General features: G+C 64.4%; 12 protein-coding genes. 4 read left to right on the top strand and 8 right to left on the bottom strand.

What is annotated here, in order from left to right; all coding sequences use genetic code 11:
* Window positions 1-81: 81 nt before the first annotated feature.
* The 6 genes from QSV46_RS19005 to QSV46_RS18980 all read right to left on the bottom strand — a co-directional run bounded on the left by QSV46_RS19005 (window position 82) and on the right by QSV46_RS18980 (window position 6,386).
* Complete coding sequence (locus QSV46_RS19005; protein WP_314954481.1) at window positions 82-1,758, bottom strand: PAS domain-containing methyl-accepting chemotaxis protein; 1,677 nt, start codon at window positions 1,756-1,758, stop codon at window positions 82-84.
* Window positions 1,759-2,005: 247 nt separating this feature from the next.
* Window positions 2,006-2,815, bottom strand: coding sequence for a hypothetical protein (locus QSV46_RS19000; RefSeq protein WP_314954478.1), 810 nt, complete (start codon window positions 2,813-2,815; stop codon window positions 2,006-2,008).
* Window positions 2,816-2,985: 170 nt separating this feature from the next.
* Window positions 2,986-3,495: an OsmC family protein gene (locus tag QSV46_RS18995; protein ID WP_314954476.1), complete on the bottom strand. Its 510-nt coding sequence runs from the start codon at window positions 3,493-3,495 to the stop codon at window positions 2,986-2,988.
* 54 nt (window positions 3,496-3,549) lie between these two features.
* A complete protein-coding gene (locus QSV46_RS18990; RefSeq protein WP_314954473.1) occupies window positions 3,550-4,335 on the bottom strand; it encodes an ABC transporter ATP-binding protein in 786 nt (261 codons plus the stop codon).
* 4 nt (window positions 4,336-4,339) lie between these two features.
* Window positions 4,340-5,185, bottom strand: a complete 846-nt coding sequence (locus QSV46_RS18985; RefSeq protein WP_314954470.1) for an ABC transporter permease — start codon at window positions 5,183-5,185, stop codon at window positions 4,340-4,342.
* A 235-nt stretch (window positions 5,186-5,420) separates the two neighbouring features.
* Entirely contained in the window at window positions 5,421-6,386 is a 966-nt protein-coding gene (locus QSV46_RS18980; protein ID WP_409997180.1) for an aliphatic sulfonate ABC transporter substrate-binding protein, read from the bottom strand.
* A 188-nt stretch (window positions 6,387-6,574) separates the two neighbouring features.
* On the opposite strand from QSV46_RS18980, the gene QSV46_RS18975 reads away from it, so the two are divergent.
* A complete protein-coding gene (locus QSV46_RS18975; RefSeq protein WP_314954467.1) occupies window positions 6,575-9,367 on the top strand; it encodes a [protein-PII] uridylyltransferase in 2,793 nt (930 codons plus the stop codon).
* 10 nt (window positions 9,368-9,377) lie between these two features.
* Here the strand turns inward: QSV46_RS18975 and QSV46_RS18970 are convergent, their stop codons facing one another.
* On the bottom strand, window positions 9,378-9,908 hold the full coding sequence (locus tag QSV46_RS18970) for a methylated-DNA--[protein]-cysteine S-methyltransferase (protein WP_314954464.1): 531 nt from the start codon (window positions 9,906-9,908) through the stop codon (window positions 9,378-9,380).
* A gap of 39 nt (window positions 9,909-9,947) precedes the next feature.
* Here QSV46_RS18970 and QSV46_RS18965 point away from each other — a divergent pair, with 39 nt between their 5' ends.
* Both QSV46_RS18965 and QSV46_RS18960 read left to right on the top strand, forming a co-directional pair.
* Window positions 9,948-10,364 (top strand): DUF1304 domain-containing protein, encoded by a 417-nt coding sequence (locus QSV46_RS18965; protein WP_314954462.1) that lies wholly within the window; start codon window positions 9,948-9,950, stop codon window positions 10,362-10,364.
* 145 nt (window positions 10,365-10,509) lie between these two features.
* On the top strand, window positions 10,510-11,736 hold the full coding sequence (locus tag QSV46_RS18960) for an ABC transporter substrate-binding protein (RefSeq protein WP_314954459.1): 1,227 nt from the start codon (window positions 10,510-10,512) through the stop codon (window positions 11,734-11,736).
* 176 nt (window positions 11,737-11,912) lie between these two features.
* Here the strand turns inward: QSV46_RS18960 and QSV46_RS18955 are convergent, their stop codons facing one another.
* Window positions 11,913-12,338, bottom strand: a complete 426-nt coding sequence (locus QSV46_RS18955) for a DUF1330 domain-containing protein (protein WP_314954456.1) — start codon at window positions 12,336-12,338, stop codon at window positions 11,913-11,915.
* A gap of 167 nt (window positions 12,339-12,505) precedes the next feature.
* On the opposite strand from QSV46_RS18955, the gene QSV46_RS18950 reads away from it, so the two are divergent.
* On the top strand, window positions 12,506-14,719 hold the full coding sequence (locus QSV46_RS18950; protein ID WP_314954453.1) for a penicillin-binding protein 1A: 2,214 nt from the start codon (window positions 12,506-12,508) through the stop codon (window positions 14,717-14,719).
* The last annotated feature ends 316 nt before the right edge of the window (window positions 14,720-15,035 follow it).

The following is a 15,035-nucleotide window of genomic DNA, read 5'->3' as shown; positions in this document are numbered from 1 at the left end:
ACGCGAATTTTTGGAAATATGGTGGGCACGGCGCGCGAAGTACGCGCGCCTTTGCCCACCCTACCGTTCTACAATTCCAACCTACGCCCTGCTCGCGATCGCTGCCGCTTCCGCCGCCGCGCGCTGCATGCTGTTCGACATCTCGTTCGTGACCGTGCTCTGTTCCTCGACGGCTGCGGCGGTCGACGTCACATATTCGCTGACACTGGTGATCGCCTGCTTGATCGAGCCGAGCGCGCTGACGACGTCGCCGGAGATACCGTTGAGGCTGCCGATCTCCTGGCCGATCTTGTCGGTGGCCTGCTTGGCCTGGTTGGCAAGGCTCTTCACTTCGGAGGCGACCACCGCGAAGCCGCGGCCGGCCTCGCCCGCGCGGGCGGATTCGATGGTGGCGTTGAGCGCCAGCAGGTTGATCTGGCCGGTGATGCTGTTGATCATCTCGACGATGCCGCTCATCGCCTGCGCGGCCTCGGTGAGACGCTGCGCCTGGGCGTCGGCGGCGGCGACCTGATCCACCGCGCTCATCGCGGTCTCACGCGATTTGGTCATCGCCTCGGAAATCTCCCGCACCGAGGCGTTGAGCTCCTCCGAGCCCGCTGCAACCGATTCCATCATGCCGCGAACGCGCTCGTTGCCCATACGGACCAGCGCCTGGTTCGTGACGTCTGTGGCGTACTTCACCACCTTGTACGGCTTGCCATTGAGATCCATGATCGGGTTGTAGGAGGCCTGGATGTAGACTTCCTTGCCGCCCTTGCCGATGCGCTTGTATTCGGCCGCCTGGTACTGGCCACGATTGAGCGCGGCCCAGAACTCGCGATAGGCGGCGCCATCGCGCTCGGCAGATTCGACGAACATGCTGTGATGCTTGCCCTTGATCTCGTCCAGCGCATAGCCGAGCGTGCCGAGGAAATTCGCGTTCGCGGTGATGATCGTGCCGTCCATATTGAACTCGATGACGGCCTGGGCCTTGTCGATCGCCGCGATCTGGCCGGCGAGATCTGCGTTCTTCAGCTTCTCAGCGGTGATGTCGGTCGCGAACTTGGCGACACCGAACGGCTTGCCGTTCTGGTCAAGCAGTGGATTGTAGGAGGCGAGAATCCACACCTCTCTGCCGCCCTTGCCGAGGCGCTTGTATTCGCCGGCCTGGTATTCGCCCCGATTGAGCTTGGCCCAGAACTCGCGATAGGCGGCACCGTCACGCTCGGCCTGGGCCACGAACAGGCCGTGGTGCTTGCCCTCGATTTCGGCAAGCGAGTAACCGAGCGCCTTACAGAAATTCTCGTTCGCGGTGACGACGGTGCCGTCGAGCTTGAACTCGATCACGGCCTGGGCACGGCTGATGGCGGACACCTTGGAGGTTTCCGTCATGGTGCGGATTTTCTTCGCGGTGATGTCGGTCGCAATCTTGACGACCTTGACGGGCTTGCCGGCACCGTCGAGCACCGGATTATACGACGCCTCGATCCAGACCTCGCGGCCGCCCTTTGCGATCCGCTTGAATTCGGCCGCCTGGAATTCGCCGCGGTTGAGCTGCGCCCAGAACGCCTTGTACTCGGCGCTGTCGCGCTGATCGGCCGGCATGAACATGGCGTGCTTCTTTCCCTTGATCTCGTCGAGAGAATAGCCGAGGGCCTTGAGGAAATTCTGGTTGGCGGTCAGGATTGTGCCGTCCATGGCGAACTCGATCATGGCCTGCGACCGGCCGAGGGCGGCGAGCTGTGCGTCCGCATCACTGCGGGAACTACGACCAAACATAAAGGATCTCCATCTCGAAATAACGTCGATGGGACACGCCCATCTAGACCAGGGGATGCAACCGCGCGGCAAAGTCGCCGTATTCCAATTCACAATCCCGCGGGTCCGGGGCGATCAAATCGCCAATCCGTCTTCATGACGCACGGACGGAAGCCGAGACGGGTACGCAATACAATTCGTAAGGGAAAAGATCGAATAAAGTTCTAATGGTAGCGTCGAAATTCGGCAGCGGTGGATGTCCGTAGTCTCACGGCGTTCGCTGCGTCTTATGCATCGCGCGCCGGCCAATGCCCCACAGCGTCAGGTTCCAGCTTACGCAGGTGCCGAGTGCAAGACACAAACCAATGGCGGAACCGAACTGAACAACGGCAACGTGCATGACGGCAATCGCCATGCCGAATCCGAGCAGACCCCAGGCGGAGTTGGCGAGCACGGCGGCGGTCGGAGGCCCGCCGATGCGCGGATGCAGGATCAGCATGATGCTGGAGAACACCACGGGATACAGCGCAATGATGCCGCTGATCCGCGGGCCGACCCAGCCCGATGTCGAGACCACGATGGCGACGAGGGTGGCAACCAGCGCAGCCCGCATCGGGACGTCATACCAGCGGCGCGTCACCAGCGGCATCTTCACATGGCGATAGCCCGCGAGCAGCGGAATGCAGATGCCGAACGCGATCAAGTTGACCGCAAGTCCGGCGCTGAGCGACCAGTCGAACTGCTTGATGATCGATGCGAACACGATCCAGACCGCGACCGCGCTTCCGCAACTCAGCAGAAGACCGTGCCGCTGCGCCAGCACGACATAGGTGAGGCACATGAAGATCGTCGCCGCATTGACCGGCAGGCTCGCCAGCGCCCCCTGCGCAATGAAAGCGGCGTCATGGTCGAGCGCGAGGAACACGTAGGACGGACCGGCCGAGACCGGCAGCGTCGCGATCAGCGCGCCGATCACCGGTCCCGAGCGCTCGGTGATGATCGACGCCGTCACGACGAAAGCTGCCGCGATCGCCATGCGCAGGAGGAGGAAGAGGATGAAGTGGAAGTCGAGGGACATCTCACGCGGGATCTTATTGTTGAGGAATTTTCCGCGGGCTCGTTCACCTCTCCCGGAGGGAGAGGTTCGATTTGCGCAGCAAATAGGGTGAGGGCTTCAGGTCCCACGAAAGAGCAGAGCCCCTCACCCGCGCCTTCGGCGCGACCTCTCCCGATGGGAGAGGTGGACAGTCACATCCGCTGCATCAACACCGAAATCTTCGGGCCGTTCTTGATGGTCTGATAGACCACGCAATAGCGCTCGGTGAGCTTGAGCAGGAGATCGAGCTTGTCCTGCGGCGCCGGCGTGTCGACCTCAAAGCGCAGGCGTATCTCGGCGAAGCCGACCGGGGTCTCCTTGTCGACGCCGAGCGTGCCACGGAAGTCGAGATCGCCTTCGGCATAGACGTTGCCGGTTTTCAGCGGGATCTCGATCGCTGTCGCGACCGATTTCAGCGTGACGCCAGCGCAGGCGACCAGCGCCTCCAGCAGCATGTCACCGGAGCAGAGCTCGAGGCCGGAGCCGCCGGTGGCGGGATGCAAACCGGCCATCGCGATAGCGCGGCCGGTCTCGACCTTGCAAGCGATGCCTTCGCTGTCGGTAGAGCCCTTGGCCTTCAGCGTGATCATTGCGGTCTTGGGATCGGTCTTGTAGCGCTCCTTGATCGGAGCCTGCATCTGGCGCAATTGGGCGGCGTCCATCTTGTTCTCTCCCGGAAAAATCGCTTCCCGATGTACCGGCTCAGAGGGAGAATGTCACCACCACATGGCCTGACCGGGACCCTGGGTTGCGTCACGGTCAGGCACGCTACGGTCGAGCGAGCGGTCGAGTGACGTCAGCACACTTCGCTTGAAATTCTCGAACAGCGGCGAATTGCGGTCGCGCGGTCGGCCGAGGTTGACCCCGATCTGATCGAACAGGCGGCCCGGCCGCGGCCGCATCACCAGCACGCGGTCGGCCAGCACCACGGCCTCGTCGACGTCGTGCGTGACGAGGATCAAGGTCGGCCGCGTGTCGGCCCAGAGGTCGAGCAGATGATCCTGGAGGTCGCGGCGGGTGAAGGCATCGAGCGCTGAGAACGGCTCGTCGAGCAAGAGCACCTCGGGCTGCGGCACCAGCGCGCGGGCGATGGCGACGCGCTGCGCCTGCCCGCCGGAGAGCTCGCGCGGCCAGGCCTGCGCCTTCTCCGCGAGCCCAACGCGCTCGAGCGCACGCGCCACCTGCTCGCGCCGCTCGGCCGCAGGCAGATCGGAAAGGCCGAAGCCGATGTTCTCGGCCACGCTGAGCCAGGGCAGCAGCCGCGGCTCCTGGAAGATGATGCCGATCTTGGCATGCGGCGAAGCGATCGCCTCGCCGTCGAGCGTCACCGTGCCGGCGCTGGCGCGATCGAGGCCGGCGATGGCGCGCAGCAATGTTGATTTGCCGCAGCCGGAGCCGCCGATGATGGCGACGATCTCGCCCTGCCTGATCTCGGCGGAGAAGCGCGCCAATGCCTGCACGCCGTTGGGATAGGTCTTGCTGACCCGGTCGAGCGCGAGCATCGCGTTACGTTCCCCTCGCGCGGCCGAAGGCGTCTTGCCAGCGCAGGAACGGCGCGGCTGCGATCTCGATCAGCCAGTCGGTGAGCTTGCCGAGGACGGCGAAAATCACGATCGCGGCGAGGATCTGCGCGGGCTTGCCGAGCTGCTGGCCGTCGAGCAGGAGATAGCCGAGGCCTTCCGAGGCGCCGATCAGCTCGGCCGCGACCACAAACATCCAGCCGAGACCGAGGCCGACGCGCAAGGACACGACATAGGCCGGCAGCACCGCGGGCAGCAGGATGCGGCGGATCATGGCGAACCCGGAGAGACGGAAGGTGCGGCCGACCTCGACGATCTTGCGATCGACCGAGAGGATCGCGCCCATCACGCCGAGATAGACCGGGAAGAACACACCGGCCGCGATCAGCGCGATCTTCGAGGTCTCGAAAATACCGAGCCAGAGGATGAACAGCGGTACCCAGGCGAGCGAGGGGATCGCGCGCAGCGCCTGCACGGTCGGGTCGAGCAGCCGGCGCGCCAGCGACCAATAACCGGAGATGGCACCGAGCAGCGTACCCGCGACCACGCCGAAAGCGAAGCCGAGACCGACACGCCACAGCGTCGCGGCGATATGGCGGATCAGTTCGCCGGAGCGGGCGAGTTCGGTGATGGTGGCAAGCACGCGCGAGGGCGGCGGCACCAGCCGGCCATTGGAATAGCCAAGCCAGACCAGGAGTTCCCAGCCGAACGCGAGGATCAACGGCAGCAGCAGTCCCAGCAGCGGCCGCGCGTAACGCGCAAGCCGCGTCGGCGCTGCGGCGCCTTCGACGGGTTCCGAGGTTTGTTGCAGGACTGGCGCGTCGGAGATCATGGCCGGTAGGAAGCGCCTCTGGTTAGGGAATGCAACACTACTCTTGCCGCGCCCTCCGCTGTCGTCCCGGACAAGTGAGCGGAGCGCCGATCCGGGCCCACGGCACAGGGAGTCGTGGTACGGGGACTCGGAGTGACCATTGTCGGGCAACAACCACGCCCCGTGGTTATGGGTCCCGGGTTCGCTTCGCGCCCCGGGACGACGGCGGAGTTTGTCAGCGCGCGCTTGCCAATCTCTAGTTCGTCGGCAATGGCACCTGGTCGTCGATCAGGACATCCAGCGTCGCCTTCACGTCGACCTTGGCGTCGACCACGCCGGCCTGCTGCAGGGCGAGACCCGCAGCGAGGATCGACTCGCGCTGGGGCGCGCCGATCCGGCTGTGGGTGAGCTCGGTACGCTCCTTGAGCTGCTTGTCGACGACGGCATCCGGCAGCTTGGTCACGGCGATGAAGGTCTTCTTCAGCTCGTCGTAGTTCGCCAGCGAATACTTTCGCGCCTCCTCGTAGACCGCCAGCACGCGGCGGGCCGCGTCCGGATAGTCCTTCAAGAACTGCTCGCGCACATTGAGGATGCCCCAGGTGTTGGCGTCGGCCTTGCGATAGAACAGTTTTGCGCCTTCCTCGACCTCGGCTTGCGCCATCATCGGATCGAGACCGGCCCAGGCGTCGACGTCGCCGCGGATCAGCGCGGTCTTGCCGTCGGCGTGCTGGAGCAGCACCGGCGTGATGTCCTTCTCCGTCAGGCCGGCGCCGAGCAGCGCGCGCACCAGGAAGATGTGCGGATCGGTGCCGCGCGTCACCGCGACGCGCTTGCCCTTGAGGTCGGCAACGCCGGCGATCTTGGAATCCTTGCCCGTCACCAGCGCCGTCCATTCAGGGCGCGAATAGACATAGATCGACTTGATTGGGTTGCCGTTGATGCGGGCGACCAGCGCCGCCGATCCCGCGGTCGAGCCGAAATCGATCGAGCCGGCGTTGAGGAATTCGAGCGCCTTGTTGGAGCCGGCCGACTGCACCCAGGTGACGGTGATGCCGTCCTTGGCGAACTCCTTCTCCAGCAGCCCCCTCTGCTTCAGGACCATCGACACCGGATTGTAGGTCGCCCAGTCGATGCGGATTTCCTTGAGCGGATCCGCTGCCTTTGCCGCAGGTGTCATTGCGAGCGCAACCGCTCCCGCCAACAGAATGCGTCGTGTCATCATGCCCAGCCTCCTCTAGAACTTCATTGTTTTTCAATGAGTTACATCTAGAGGTCAACGAGAAAATCCAGCCCTTGAAAGCCCGCCGCCTGAGAACAATTTTGCCTGAGCCTCGCCTTTTCCAGCATGGAACGGCTATTGCCAGAGAATGGCGGGTGACAGCGCCTGTCACCTCTTATATCCGGTGAGACATGGACAGCGTCGCGACTGAGCACAAGGCGGAGGTGGACGATCGCTTCGACAGCGCGCGGATCACCGCCGCGGTCGATGCGCTCGCCGAAAAGCATGAGGGCCGCGAGGACGCGTTCCGCACGGCCATGGCGCAGTTGCTGAAAGCCGAGCTGATCGCGGCGCGCGCTGCCGCACAGGCGATCCTGCTGAAGGATCGTCACGGGCGCCGCTGCGCCGAACGGCTGTGCCATGTGCAGGACGAGATCATCCGCATCCTGTATTCGGCCGCGACCCGTCACCTCTACCGCTCGCCGATCCCGACGGGGGCCGAACGGATGGCGGTGGTCGCGACCGGCGGCTATGGCCGCGGCCTGATGGCCCCCGAGTCCGACATCGACCTGCTGTTCATCCTGCCCTACAAGCAGACCGCTTGGGGCGAGCAGGTTGCCGAAGCCATCCTCTATTGCCTCTGGGACATGGGGCTTAAGGTCGGTCACGCCACGCGGTCGGTGGATGAATCGATCCGGCAGGCGCGCGGCGACATGACGATCCGCACGGCGATTTTGGAGACGCGCTTCCTCACCGGCGACCAACCGCTCTATGACGAGTTGGTCGAACGTTTCGACAAGGAAGTGGTGCAAGGCACCGCATCCGAATTCGTCACCGCAAAGCTGGCCGAGCGCGAGGAACGTCATCGGCGCGGCGGCCAATCGCGCTATCTGGTCGAGCCCAACGTCAAGGACGGCAAGGGGGCCTTGCGCGACCTGCATACGCTGTTCTGGATCGCCAAATACGTCTACCGCGTCCGCGACACCGACGAGTTGGTCGAGCGCGGCGTATTCGACGCGCAGGAGTACCGCACCTTCCGCCGCTGCGCCGACTTCCTCTGGTCGGTGCGCTGCAATCTGCATTTCTACTCCGGCCGGCCCGAGGAGCGGCTGTCATTCGACCTCCAGCGCGAGATCGCGATCCGGCTCGGCTACACCTCGCATCCCGGCATGCAGGACGTCGAGCGCTTCATGAAGCACTACTTCCTGGTCGCCAAAGAAGTCGGCAACCTCACCGCCATCCTCTGCGCCAAGCTCGAAGACCAGCAGGCCAAGCCCGCGCCGGTGCTGAGCCGGATGATGGCGCGGCTGCGTCCCACGCCGGTGAAGCGGCGCGTGCCCGACAGCGACGACTTCATCGTCGACAACAACCGCATCAACGTCGCCGCGCCCGACGTGTTCAAGCACGATCCGGTCAATCTGATCCGCATCTTCCGCCTGGCGCAGAAGAACAATCTCGCCTTCCATCCGGACGCGATGCGCGACGTGACGCGCTCACTCGGCCTGATCAACGCGCAGCTTCGGGAGAACCCCGAGGCCAACCGGCTGTTCATGGAGATCCTGACCTCCGACAACGCCGAGATCGTGCTGCGTCGGATGAACGAGACCGGCGTGCTCGGCCATTTCATCCGCGCCTTCGGCAAGATCGTCTCGATGATGCAGTTCAACATGTATCATCACTACACGGTGGACGAGCATCTGATCCGCTGCGTCGGCTTCCTGCAGGACATCGAGCGCGGCGGCCTCGACGAGTTCGCGCTGGCCAGCGACCTGATGCGCAAGATCCGGCCCGAGCACCGCCCGGTGATCTACATCGTGACGCTGCTGCACGACATCGCCAAGGGAAGACCCGAGGATCACTCGATCGCCGGGGCCAAGGTGGCACGGCGGCTGTGCCCGCGGCTCGGCTTCAGCGCGGCCGACACCGAGCTCGTGGCGTGGCTGATCGAGGAGCATCTGACGATGTCTACGGTCGCGCAGTCGCGCGATCTGTCCGACCGCAAGACCATCGAGAATTTCGCCGCCGTGGTGCAGTCGGTCGAGCAGATGAAATTGCTGACGATCCTGACCACCGCCGACATTCGCGGCGTCGGCCCCGGCGTGTGGAACGGCTGGAAGGCGCAGCTCTTGCGCTCGCTCTATTACGAGACCGAGCCGGTACTGACCGGCGGCTTCTCGGAAGTCGACCGCGGCAAGCGCCTCACGGCTGCCTACGGCGAATTCCGCATGGCCTTCGCCGAATGGCCGGCGGACGAGCTCGATGCCTATATCGGCCGGCACTATCCGGCCTATTGGCTCAAGGTCGAGCTGCCGCGCAAGATCCGCCACGCCCGGTTCGTCCGCTCCAGCGAGCAGGCCGGCCACAAGCTTGCGATCAATGTCGGCTTCGACGAGGTGCGCGGCGTCACCGAGCTCACGATCTTCGCCGCCGACCATCCCTGGCTGCTGTCGATCATCGCGGGCGCCTGTGCATCGGCCGGCGCCAACATCGTCGATGCCCAGATCTACACCACGACCGACGGCCGCGCACTCGACACAATCTCGATCTCAAGGGAATACGACCGCGACGAGGACGAGGGACGGCGCGCCACCCGCATCGGCGAGATGATCGAGGACGTGCTCGAGGGCAAGCTGCGCCTGCCCGAAGTGGTGGCGCGGCGCACCGTGCGCAGCAAGGCGCGTCCGTTTGTGATCGAGCCGGAAGTGACCATCAACAACCAATGGTCCGACCGCTACACCGTGATCGAGGTCTCCGGGCTCGACCGCCCCGGCCTGCTCTACGAGCTGACCACCGCGATCTCGAAGCTCAACCTCAACATCGCCTCGGCCCATGTCGCGACCTTCGGCGAGCGCGCCCGCGACGTGTTCTACGTCACCGATCTGCTGGGCGCACAGATCAACGCGCCGACGCGCCAGTCCGCGATCAAGAGCGCGCTCACCCATGTGATGGCCGGCGACAAGGCGGTTGCGGCACCGGCGGCGTGACCGCAGAGACCTAAACCTCCACCCCCTCATGCCGCAGCAGCCAGCGCTTGCGCTCGAGGCCGCCGCCGTATTTCACCAGCGAGCCGTCGGCGCCGATCAGGCGATGACAGGGCAGCACCACGCTGATCGGATTGGAGCCGTTGGCATGGCCGACCGCGCGAATGGCCTTGGGCATGGCGATCCCCGCGGCAAGCGCGCCATAGCTCATGGTGGTGCCGGCAGGAATCTTCGCGAGCGCCGTCCAGACCTTTTGCTGGAACGGCGTGCCGGCGGTGCGCCAGGCGATAGCCGAGAGCTGGCCGAGATCGCCTTCGAAATAGCCTGACAGCGCCGTCCGCATCTGCGTCGGCGCAGGCTGATCGCTGAGATCCACCACGCCGTAATGCAGGCGCAACAGCTCGCGCATGCGATGCTCGTAATCGTCCCAGTCAAGCGCGCGCAACGCGCCTTCGGCATCGGTGACGAGCAAGGCGATCCCGATCGGCGTCGTCAGGCGATCGAGACCGAATCGTTCGGGCGTCCTGGTTGGTCGAGCGGGCATTGCGGCACCCTTGCATGGGAACACGCCATCGCGTTTGCCATGGCGGCCGTGCTAACGTCCACCCGAAAGCTGACGCTTTTGGGGGAGCTCAACTTGATCCTGATCGGCAATGTCCTGGTGGCGCTGGTCGCTGCACTGCACGCCTTCTTCCTGATCCTGGAGATGTTCCTCTGGGACAAGCCACTGGGCTTGAAGGTCTTTCGCAATACGCCGGAGAAGGCCGAGATCACGAAAGTCCTGGCCGCCAATCAGGGGCTTTATAACGGCTTCCTCGCCGTGGGCCTGATCTGGGGTCTCGTCCACGGCAATCCCGCCTTCGCGTTCCAGATCAAGGCATTCTTCCTGCTCTGCGTGATCGTGGCCGGCGCCTATGGTGCGGCGACCGTCAGCTCGCGGATCCTGATCGTGCAGGCGCTGCCGGCGGCGATCGCGCTGGTCGTGCTGTTCCTCGCCTAGTTCTTTGCCTGAGACGCTACAACGCAGCGCCGCGATCCTTGCGCGGCGGCGAACGTTCCTCCACAATCTTCGGCAGCGATGGCGACCGTTGCAATCAACGGAAAAAGACCATCGACGGAAATTCCGTCAGGAGGAACAACCCCACATGAGCAATCGCAGAGCCTTCCTAGCTGCCACGGCAGCACTCGCCTTCACGTTCTCCGCCAGCCAGGCTCTCGCCCAGAAGAAATACGACACTGGTGCGAGCGACACCGAGATTAAGATCGGCCAAACCGTGCCGTTCTCCGGCGCCTATTCCGTCTACGCCAATATCGGCAAGACCCAGGCGGCCTATTTCAAGATGATCAACGATCAGGGCGGCATCAACGGCCGCAAGATCAATTTGATCCAGTATGACGACGCCTATTCGCCGCCGAAGACCGTCGAGCAGGTGCGCAAGCTCGTCGAAGGCGACGAGGTGCTGTTCACCTTCCAGCTCATCGGCACCGCGGCCAATGCCGCCGTGCAAAAATATCTCAACGGCAAGAAGGTGCCGCAGCTGCTGGCCTCGACCGGCGCGGCGCGCTTCAACGATCCGCAGAACTATCCCTGGACCATCGCCTACAATCCCAACTACGTGTCCGAGGGACGGATCTACGCCAAGTACATTCTCGCCAACCACCCCAACGCCAAGATCGGCGTGCTCTACCAGAACGACGACATGGGCCGCGACTATCTCACGGGCCTCAAGAGCGGCCTCGGCGACAAGGCCGCCAGCATGATCGTCGGCGAGGTCTCCTACGAGGTCACCGATCCGACCGTTGACTCCCAGGTGGTCAAGCTGAAGTCGATGGGAGTCGATCTGTTCTATAACGCCTCGACCCCGAAATTCGCGGCCCAGGCGATCAAGAAGCTCGCCGATCTCGGCTGGACCCCAGTGCATATCCTCGACATCAATGCGAGCCCGGTGTCGGCGACACTGAAACCGGCCGGCCTCGACATCTCCAAGGGCATCATCTCGACCAATTACGGCAAGGACCCCGGCGATCCCCAATGGAAGGACGACGCTGGCGTGAAAGCCTTCTTCGCCTTCATGGACAAGTATTTTCCCGAAGGCGACAAGCTCAACACCGTCAACACCTACGCCTATTCGGTCGCCGAGCTGCTGACGCAGGTGCTCAAGCAATGCGGCGACGACCTGACGCGCGAGAACGTCATGAAGCAGGTCGCCAGCATCAAGGGCTATACCCCGAGCCTAGCGCTGCCCGGCATCAAGATCAGCACCGGGCCGAATGACTATCGCGTCAACAAGCAGATGCAGATGATGAGGTTCAACGGCGAACGCTGGGAGCTGTTCGGCCCGATCATCGAGGACAACGGCCCGTCGGGCTAGTTCGCCACAGCAACGGCTTCAACGACGTCATGCCCGGGCTTGTCCCGCCTGCGCGGCCGAAGCCGCTTCGGCGGGGCGAAGGCCCGGGCATCCACGTTCTTGGAGCGGCAGACGAAGGCGTGGATGGCCGGGTCAGGCCCGGCCATGACGATGGAGGGAGAATCGCCCCACGGCATTCAAGTCGGTATCTCCCCGAAATTCTTCCCCACCGGCAGCACGGCGTGGCGGATCAGCCGGGAATCCTCCACGGCGGCCTGCCGGTGCTTCACCGCCTCGCGATAGACCGGATCGCGGATCATCTCGACGAAGGCTGAGACGCCCGGATATTCGGCGATGAAGCAATGGTCCCAGCGTTCGTCTTGCGGACCGATCAGCATCAGCTCGAACCTGCCCTGCCAGACGATGCGGCCGCCGAGCCGTTCGAACACCGGGCCGCTCTCGCGGCCATAGGCCGCATAGGCTTCCGCGCCGCTCGCCTTGCGACCGTCCGGATAGGCGGCGTCCTTGCGCAGCCGCACCAGGTTGAGCATGTGGATCGGGCCGGGACGGTCGTTGTCCCGGAATTGCGCGAAGATCTCCTTGGTCGGGTCGATGTGGCCCATGTGGCTTCCCTCTTGTGTTATGGCGGCGATCCTAGCCCTGCGGCCCGGCAAGCAGAACTGCGGCTGGCGAATGCCGCACCTCCTAATCGCGCGTTAACATCCGGGTAACCGGGCCTTAAACAGCGACCGCTAGCGTGCGGCGGGGCGGGCTGACCGGGCGTTTGCGTATGGGGTTGGGAAAGAAAAAGGCTGGGCGGAAGGAGCCGTTGTTCGGCTTGCCCGCGGCGCTCGCCGATCTGCGCCTGACCGCAGCGGACCGCATCCCCAACGCCGACGACAAGCCGAAAAAGTCCACGAAGCCATCCGCCAAGCGCAAGAACGACGATTCGGGCGACGAGCCGCCGCGCGAACGGAAGGCTCAGCCAGGCCGCAGCGGCGCCAAGCGGCGGTCGAAGCCGCGCGGCGGCTTTAGCCTCGGTCGCCTGGTCTATTGGGGCGCGGTGCTGGGCCTGTGGTGCGCAATCGCCGTGATCGGCGTCGTGATCTATGTCGGCGCCCACCTGCCGCCGATCCAGTCGCTGGAAATTCCCAAGCGCCCGCCGACGATCCAGATCGTCGGCATCGACGGCAGCATGCTGGCACAGCGCGGCGAGATGGCCGGCGCCAACGTCGCGCTGAAAGATTTGCCGCCGTATCTGCCGAAGGCGTTCATCGCTATCGAGGATCGCCGCTTCTATTCGCATTTCGGCATCGATCCGGTCGGCATCCTGCGCGCACTCGTGACCAACGTGCTCCATCGTGGCGTCTCGCAGGGCGGCTCGACCCTGACGCAGCAGCTCGCCAAGAACCTGTTCCTGACCCAGGAACGGACCATGGCGCGCAAGCTTCAGGAGGCCGAGCTCGCGATCTGGCTGGAGCGCAAGCACTCCAAGAACGAGATTCTGGAGCTCTACCTCAACCGCGTCTATTTCGGCTCCGGTGCCTACGGCGTCGAAGCCGCCGCGCAGAAATATTTCGGCAAGCCGGCGAAGAACGTGACGATCGCCGAGGCCGCGATGCTGGCCGGCCTCGTCAAGTCGCCGTCGCGCCTCGCCCCGAACCGCAATCCGGAAGGCGCCGAAGCGCGCGCGAAAATCGTGCTCGCGGCGATGGCGGATGCGAAATTCATCACCGAGGCGCAGGCGCAGGCCTCGATCGGCCATCCCTCCTACAACGTGAAGCCGGCCGGCGCCGGCACGGTCAATTACGTCGCCGACTGGATCGGCGAGGTGCTGGACGATCTCGTCGGCCAGATCGACGAGAGCATCAAGGTCGAGACCACGATCGATCCGAAGCTGCAGAGCGTCGCCGAAGCCGCCATCATCGACGAGCTCGCGGCCAAGAGCGTGAAATTCAACGTCAGCCAGGGCGCGCTGGTGGCGATGACGCCTGACGGCGCGGTGCGCGCCATGGTCGGCGGGCGGAACTATGCCGACAGCCAATACAACCGCGCGGTGACGGCAAGACGCCAGCCCGGCTCCTCGTTCAAGCCGTTCGTCTACCTGACCGCGCTGGAGCAGGGGCTGACGCCCGACACGCTCCGCCAGGACGCGCCGATCGAGGTCAAGGGCTGGAAGCCCGAGAACTACACCCATGAATATTTCGGCGCGGTGACGCTGACGCAGGCGCTGGCGATGTCGCTCAACACCGTCGCCATCCGCCTCGGCCTCGAGGTCGGGCCGAAGAACGTGGTGCGCACCGCGCACCGACTTGGCATCTCCTCCAAACTCGAACCCAACGCGTCGATCGCGCTCGGCACATCGGAAGTCTCGGTCGTCGAGCTGGTCGGTGCCTATGCACCCTTCGCCAATGGCGGCGTCGCGGCGGCGCCGCATGTCGTCACGCGGATCAGGACGCTCGGTGGCAAGCTGCTCTACATGCGCCAGGCGGACGAGCGCAACCAGGTCATCGACCCCCGCTATGTCGGCATGATGAACACGATGATGCGGGAGACGCTGATATCAGGCACCGCCAAGAAGGCGGAGATCCCGGGCTGGCCGGCCGCCGGCAAGACCGGCACCAGCCAGGATTACCGTGACGCCTGGTTCATCGGCTACACCGCCAACCTCGTCACCGGCGTCTGGCTCGGCAATGACGACAACTCGCCGACCAAAAAGGCGACCGGCGGCGGCCTGCCCGTCGAAGTCTGGTCGCGCTTCATGCGCACGGCGCACGAGGGCGTGCCGGTGGCCGCCTTGCCGAACGCGCAAGCGAGCTGGGGCCTGTCGAACCTCGCGCAGGCGGCCTCGCAAGTGTCACCGCCGACAACGGCGCCACCGTCGGCTCCGGCCAACAATGGTGGCTATCGCGCGCCGCCTCCCACCCGCGCCAATGCGCGGCCGGAAGCTGCCGCCGGGCTGGATGGCTGGCTGATGGACCGGCTGTTCGGTGGGAACCGATAGGTTCGCGCTGAGGTCTTTTTCGCCTCAAAACAAAAACTGCGAAAACAACCCCATGCACAGTAGCTGGTGATTTCCGGCGGAATGCATGGTGGATGTTGCAAAGTCATTGACGCGTCGGATCATTCGGTCGCCGCCGCGCAAGGCGCGGCCCGGAGGGAAAGTTTTGCCTCCGGCGTAAAATTTACCGAGGTCAGCAGATCCCCGAAAGCTAAAACCTCAGTGTCTTCAAGCTCCCGCTATTGATGCTGTGGACGGCTCCTCCACGGGCACGAGAGTGCCAAAGACTGGGCGCCGTTTAAGGCTCCCACGATTCGGA

It is taken from the genome of Bradyrhizobium cosmicum (assembly GCF_032290525.1).
In the GTDB taxonomy this organism is placed as follows: domain Bacteria; phylum Pseudomonadota; class Alphaproteobacteria; order Rhizobiales; family Xanthobacteraceae; genus Bradyrhizobium; species Bradyrhizobium cosmicum_A.
Note: the sequence above shows the minus strand (reverse complement) of the source record. Positions and strands in the feature narration are given on the sequence as shown.

What these genes read in the sequence shown, in the direction of transcription:
- QSV46_RS19005 (WP_314954481.1), bottom strand. Translation starts at nt 1,758, where the DNA reads ATGTTTGGTCGTAGTTCCCGCAGTGATGCGGACGCACAGCTCGCCGCC.
- QSV46_RS18990 (WP_314954473.1), bottom strand. Translation starts at nt 4,335, where the DNA reads ATGCTCGCGCTCGACCGGGTCAGCAAGACCTATCCCAACGGCGTGCAG.
- QSV46_RS18995 (WP_314954476.1), bottom strand. Translation starts at nt 3,495, where the DNA reads ATGGACGCCGCCCAATTGCGCCAGATGCAGGCTCCGATCAAGGAGCGC.
- QSV46_RS19000 (WP_314954478.1), bottom strand. Translation starts at nt 2,815, where the DNA reads ATGTCCCTCGACTTCCACTTCATCCTCTTCCTCCTCCTGCGCATGGCG.
- QSV46_RS18950 (WP_314954453.1), top strand. Translation starts at nt 12,506, where the DNA reads ATGGGGTTGGGAAAGAAAAAGGCTGGGCGGAAGGAGCCGTTGTTCGGC.
- QSV46_RS18980 (WP_409997180.1), bottom strand. Translation starts at nt 6,386, where the DNA reads ATGATGACACGACGCATTCTGTTGGCGGGAGCGGTTGCGCTCGCAATG.
- QSV46_RS18985 (WP_314954470.1), bottom strand. Translation starts at nt 5,185, where the DNA reads ATGATCTCCGACGCGCCAGTCCTGCAACAAACCTCGGAACCCGTCGAA.
- QSV46_RS18955 (WP_314954456.1), bottom strand. Translation starts at nt 12,338, where the DNA reads ATGGGCCACATCGACCCGACCAAGGAGATCTTCGCGCAATTCCGGGAC.
- QSV46_RS18970 (WP_314954464.1), bottom strand. Translation starts at nt 9,908, where the DNA reads ATGCCCGCTCGACCAACCAGGACGCCCGAACGATTCGGTCTCGATCGC.
- QSV46_RS18975 (WP_314954467.1), top strand. Translation starts at nt 6,575, where the DNA reads ATGGACAGCGTCGCGACTGAGCACAAGGCGGAGGTGGACGATCGCTTC.
- QSV46_RS18960 (WP_314954459.1), top strand. Translation starts at nt 10,510, where the DNA reads ATGAGCAATCGCAGAGCCTTCCTAGCTGCCACGGCAGCACTCGCCTTC.
- QSV46_RS18965 (WP_314954462.1), top strand. Translation starts at nt 9,948, where the DNA reads ATGGCGGCCGTGCTAACGTCCACCCGAAAGCTGACGCTTTTGGGGGAG.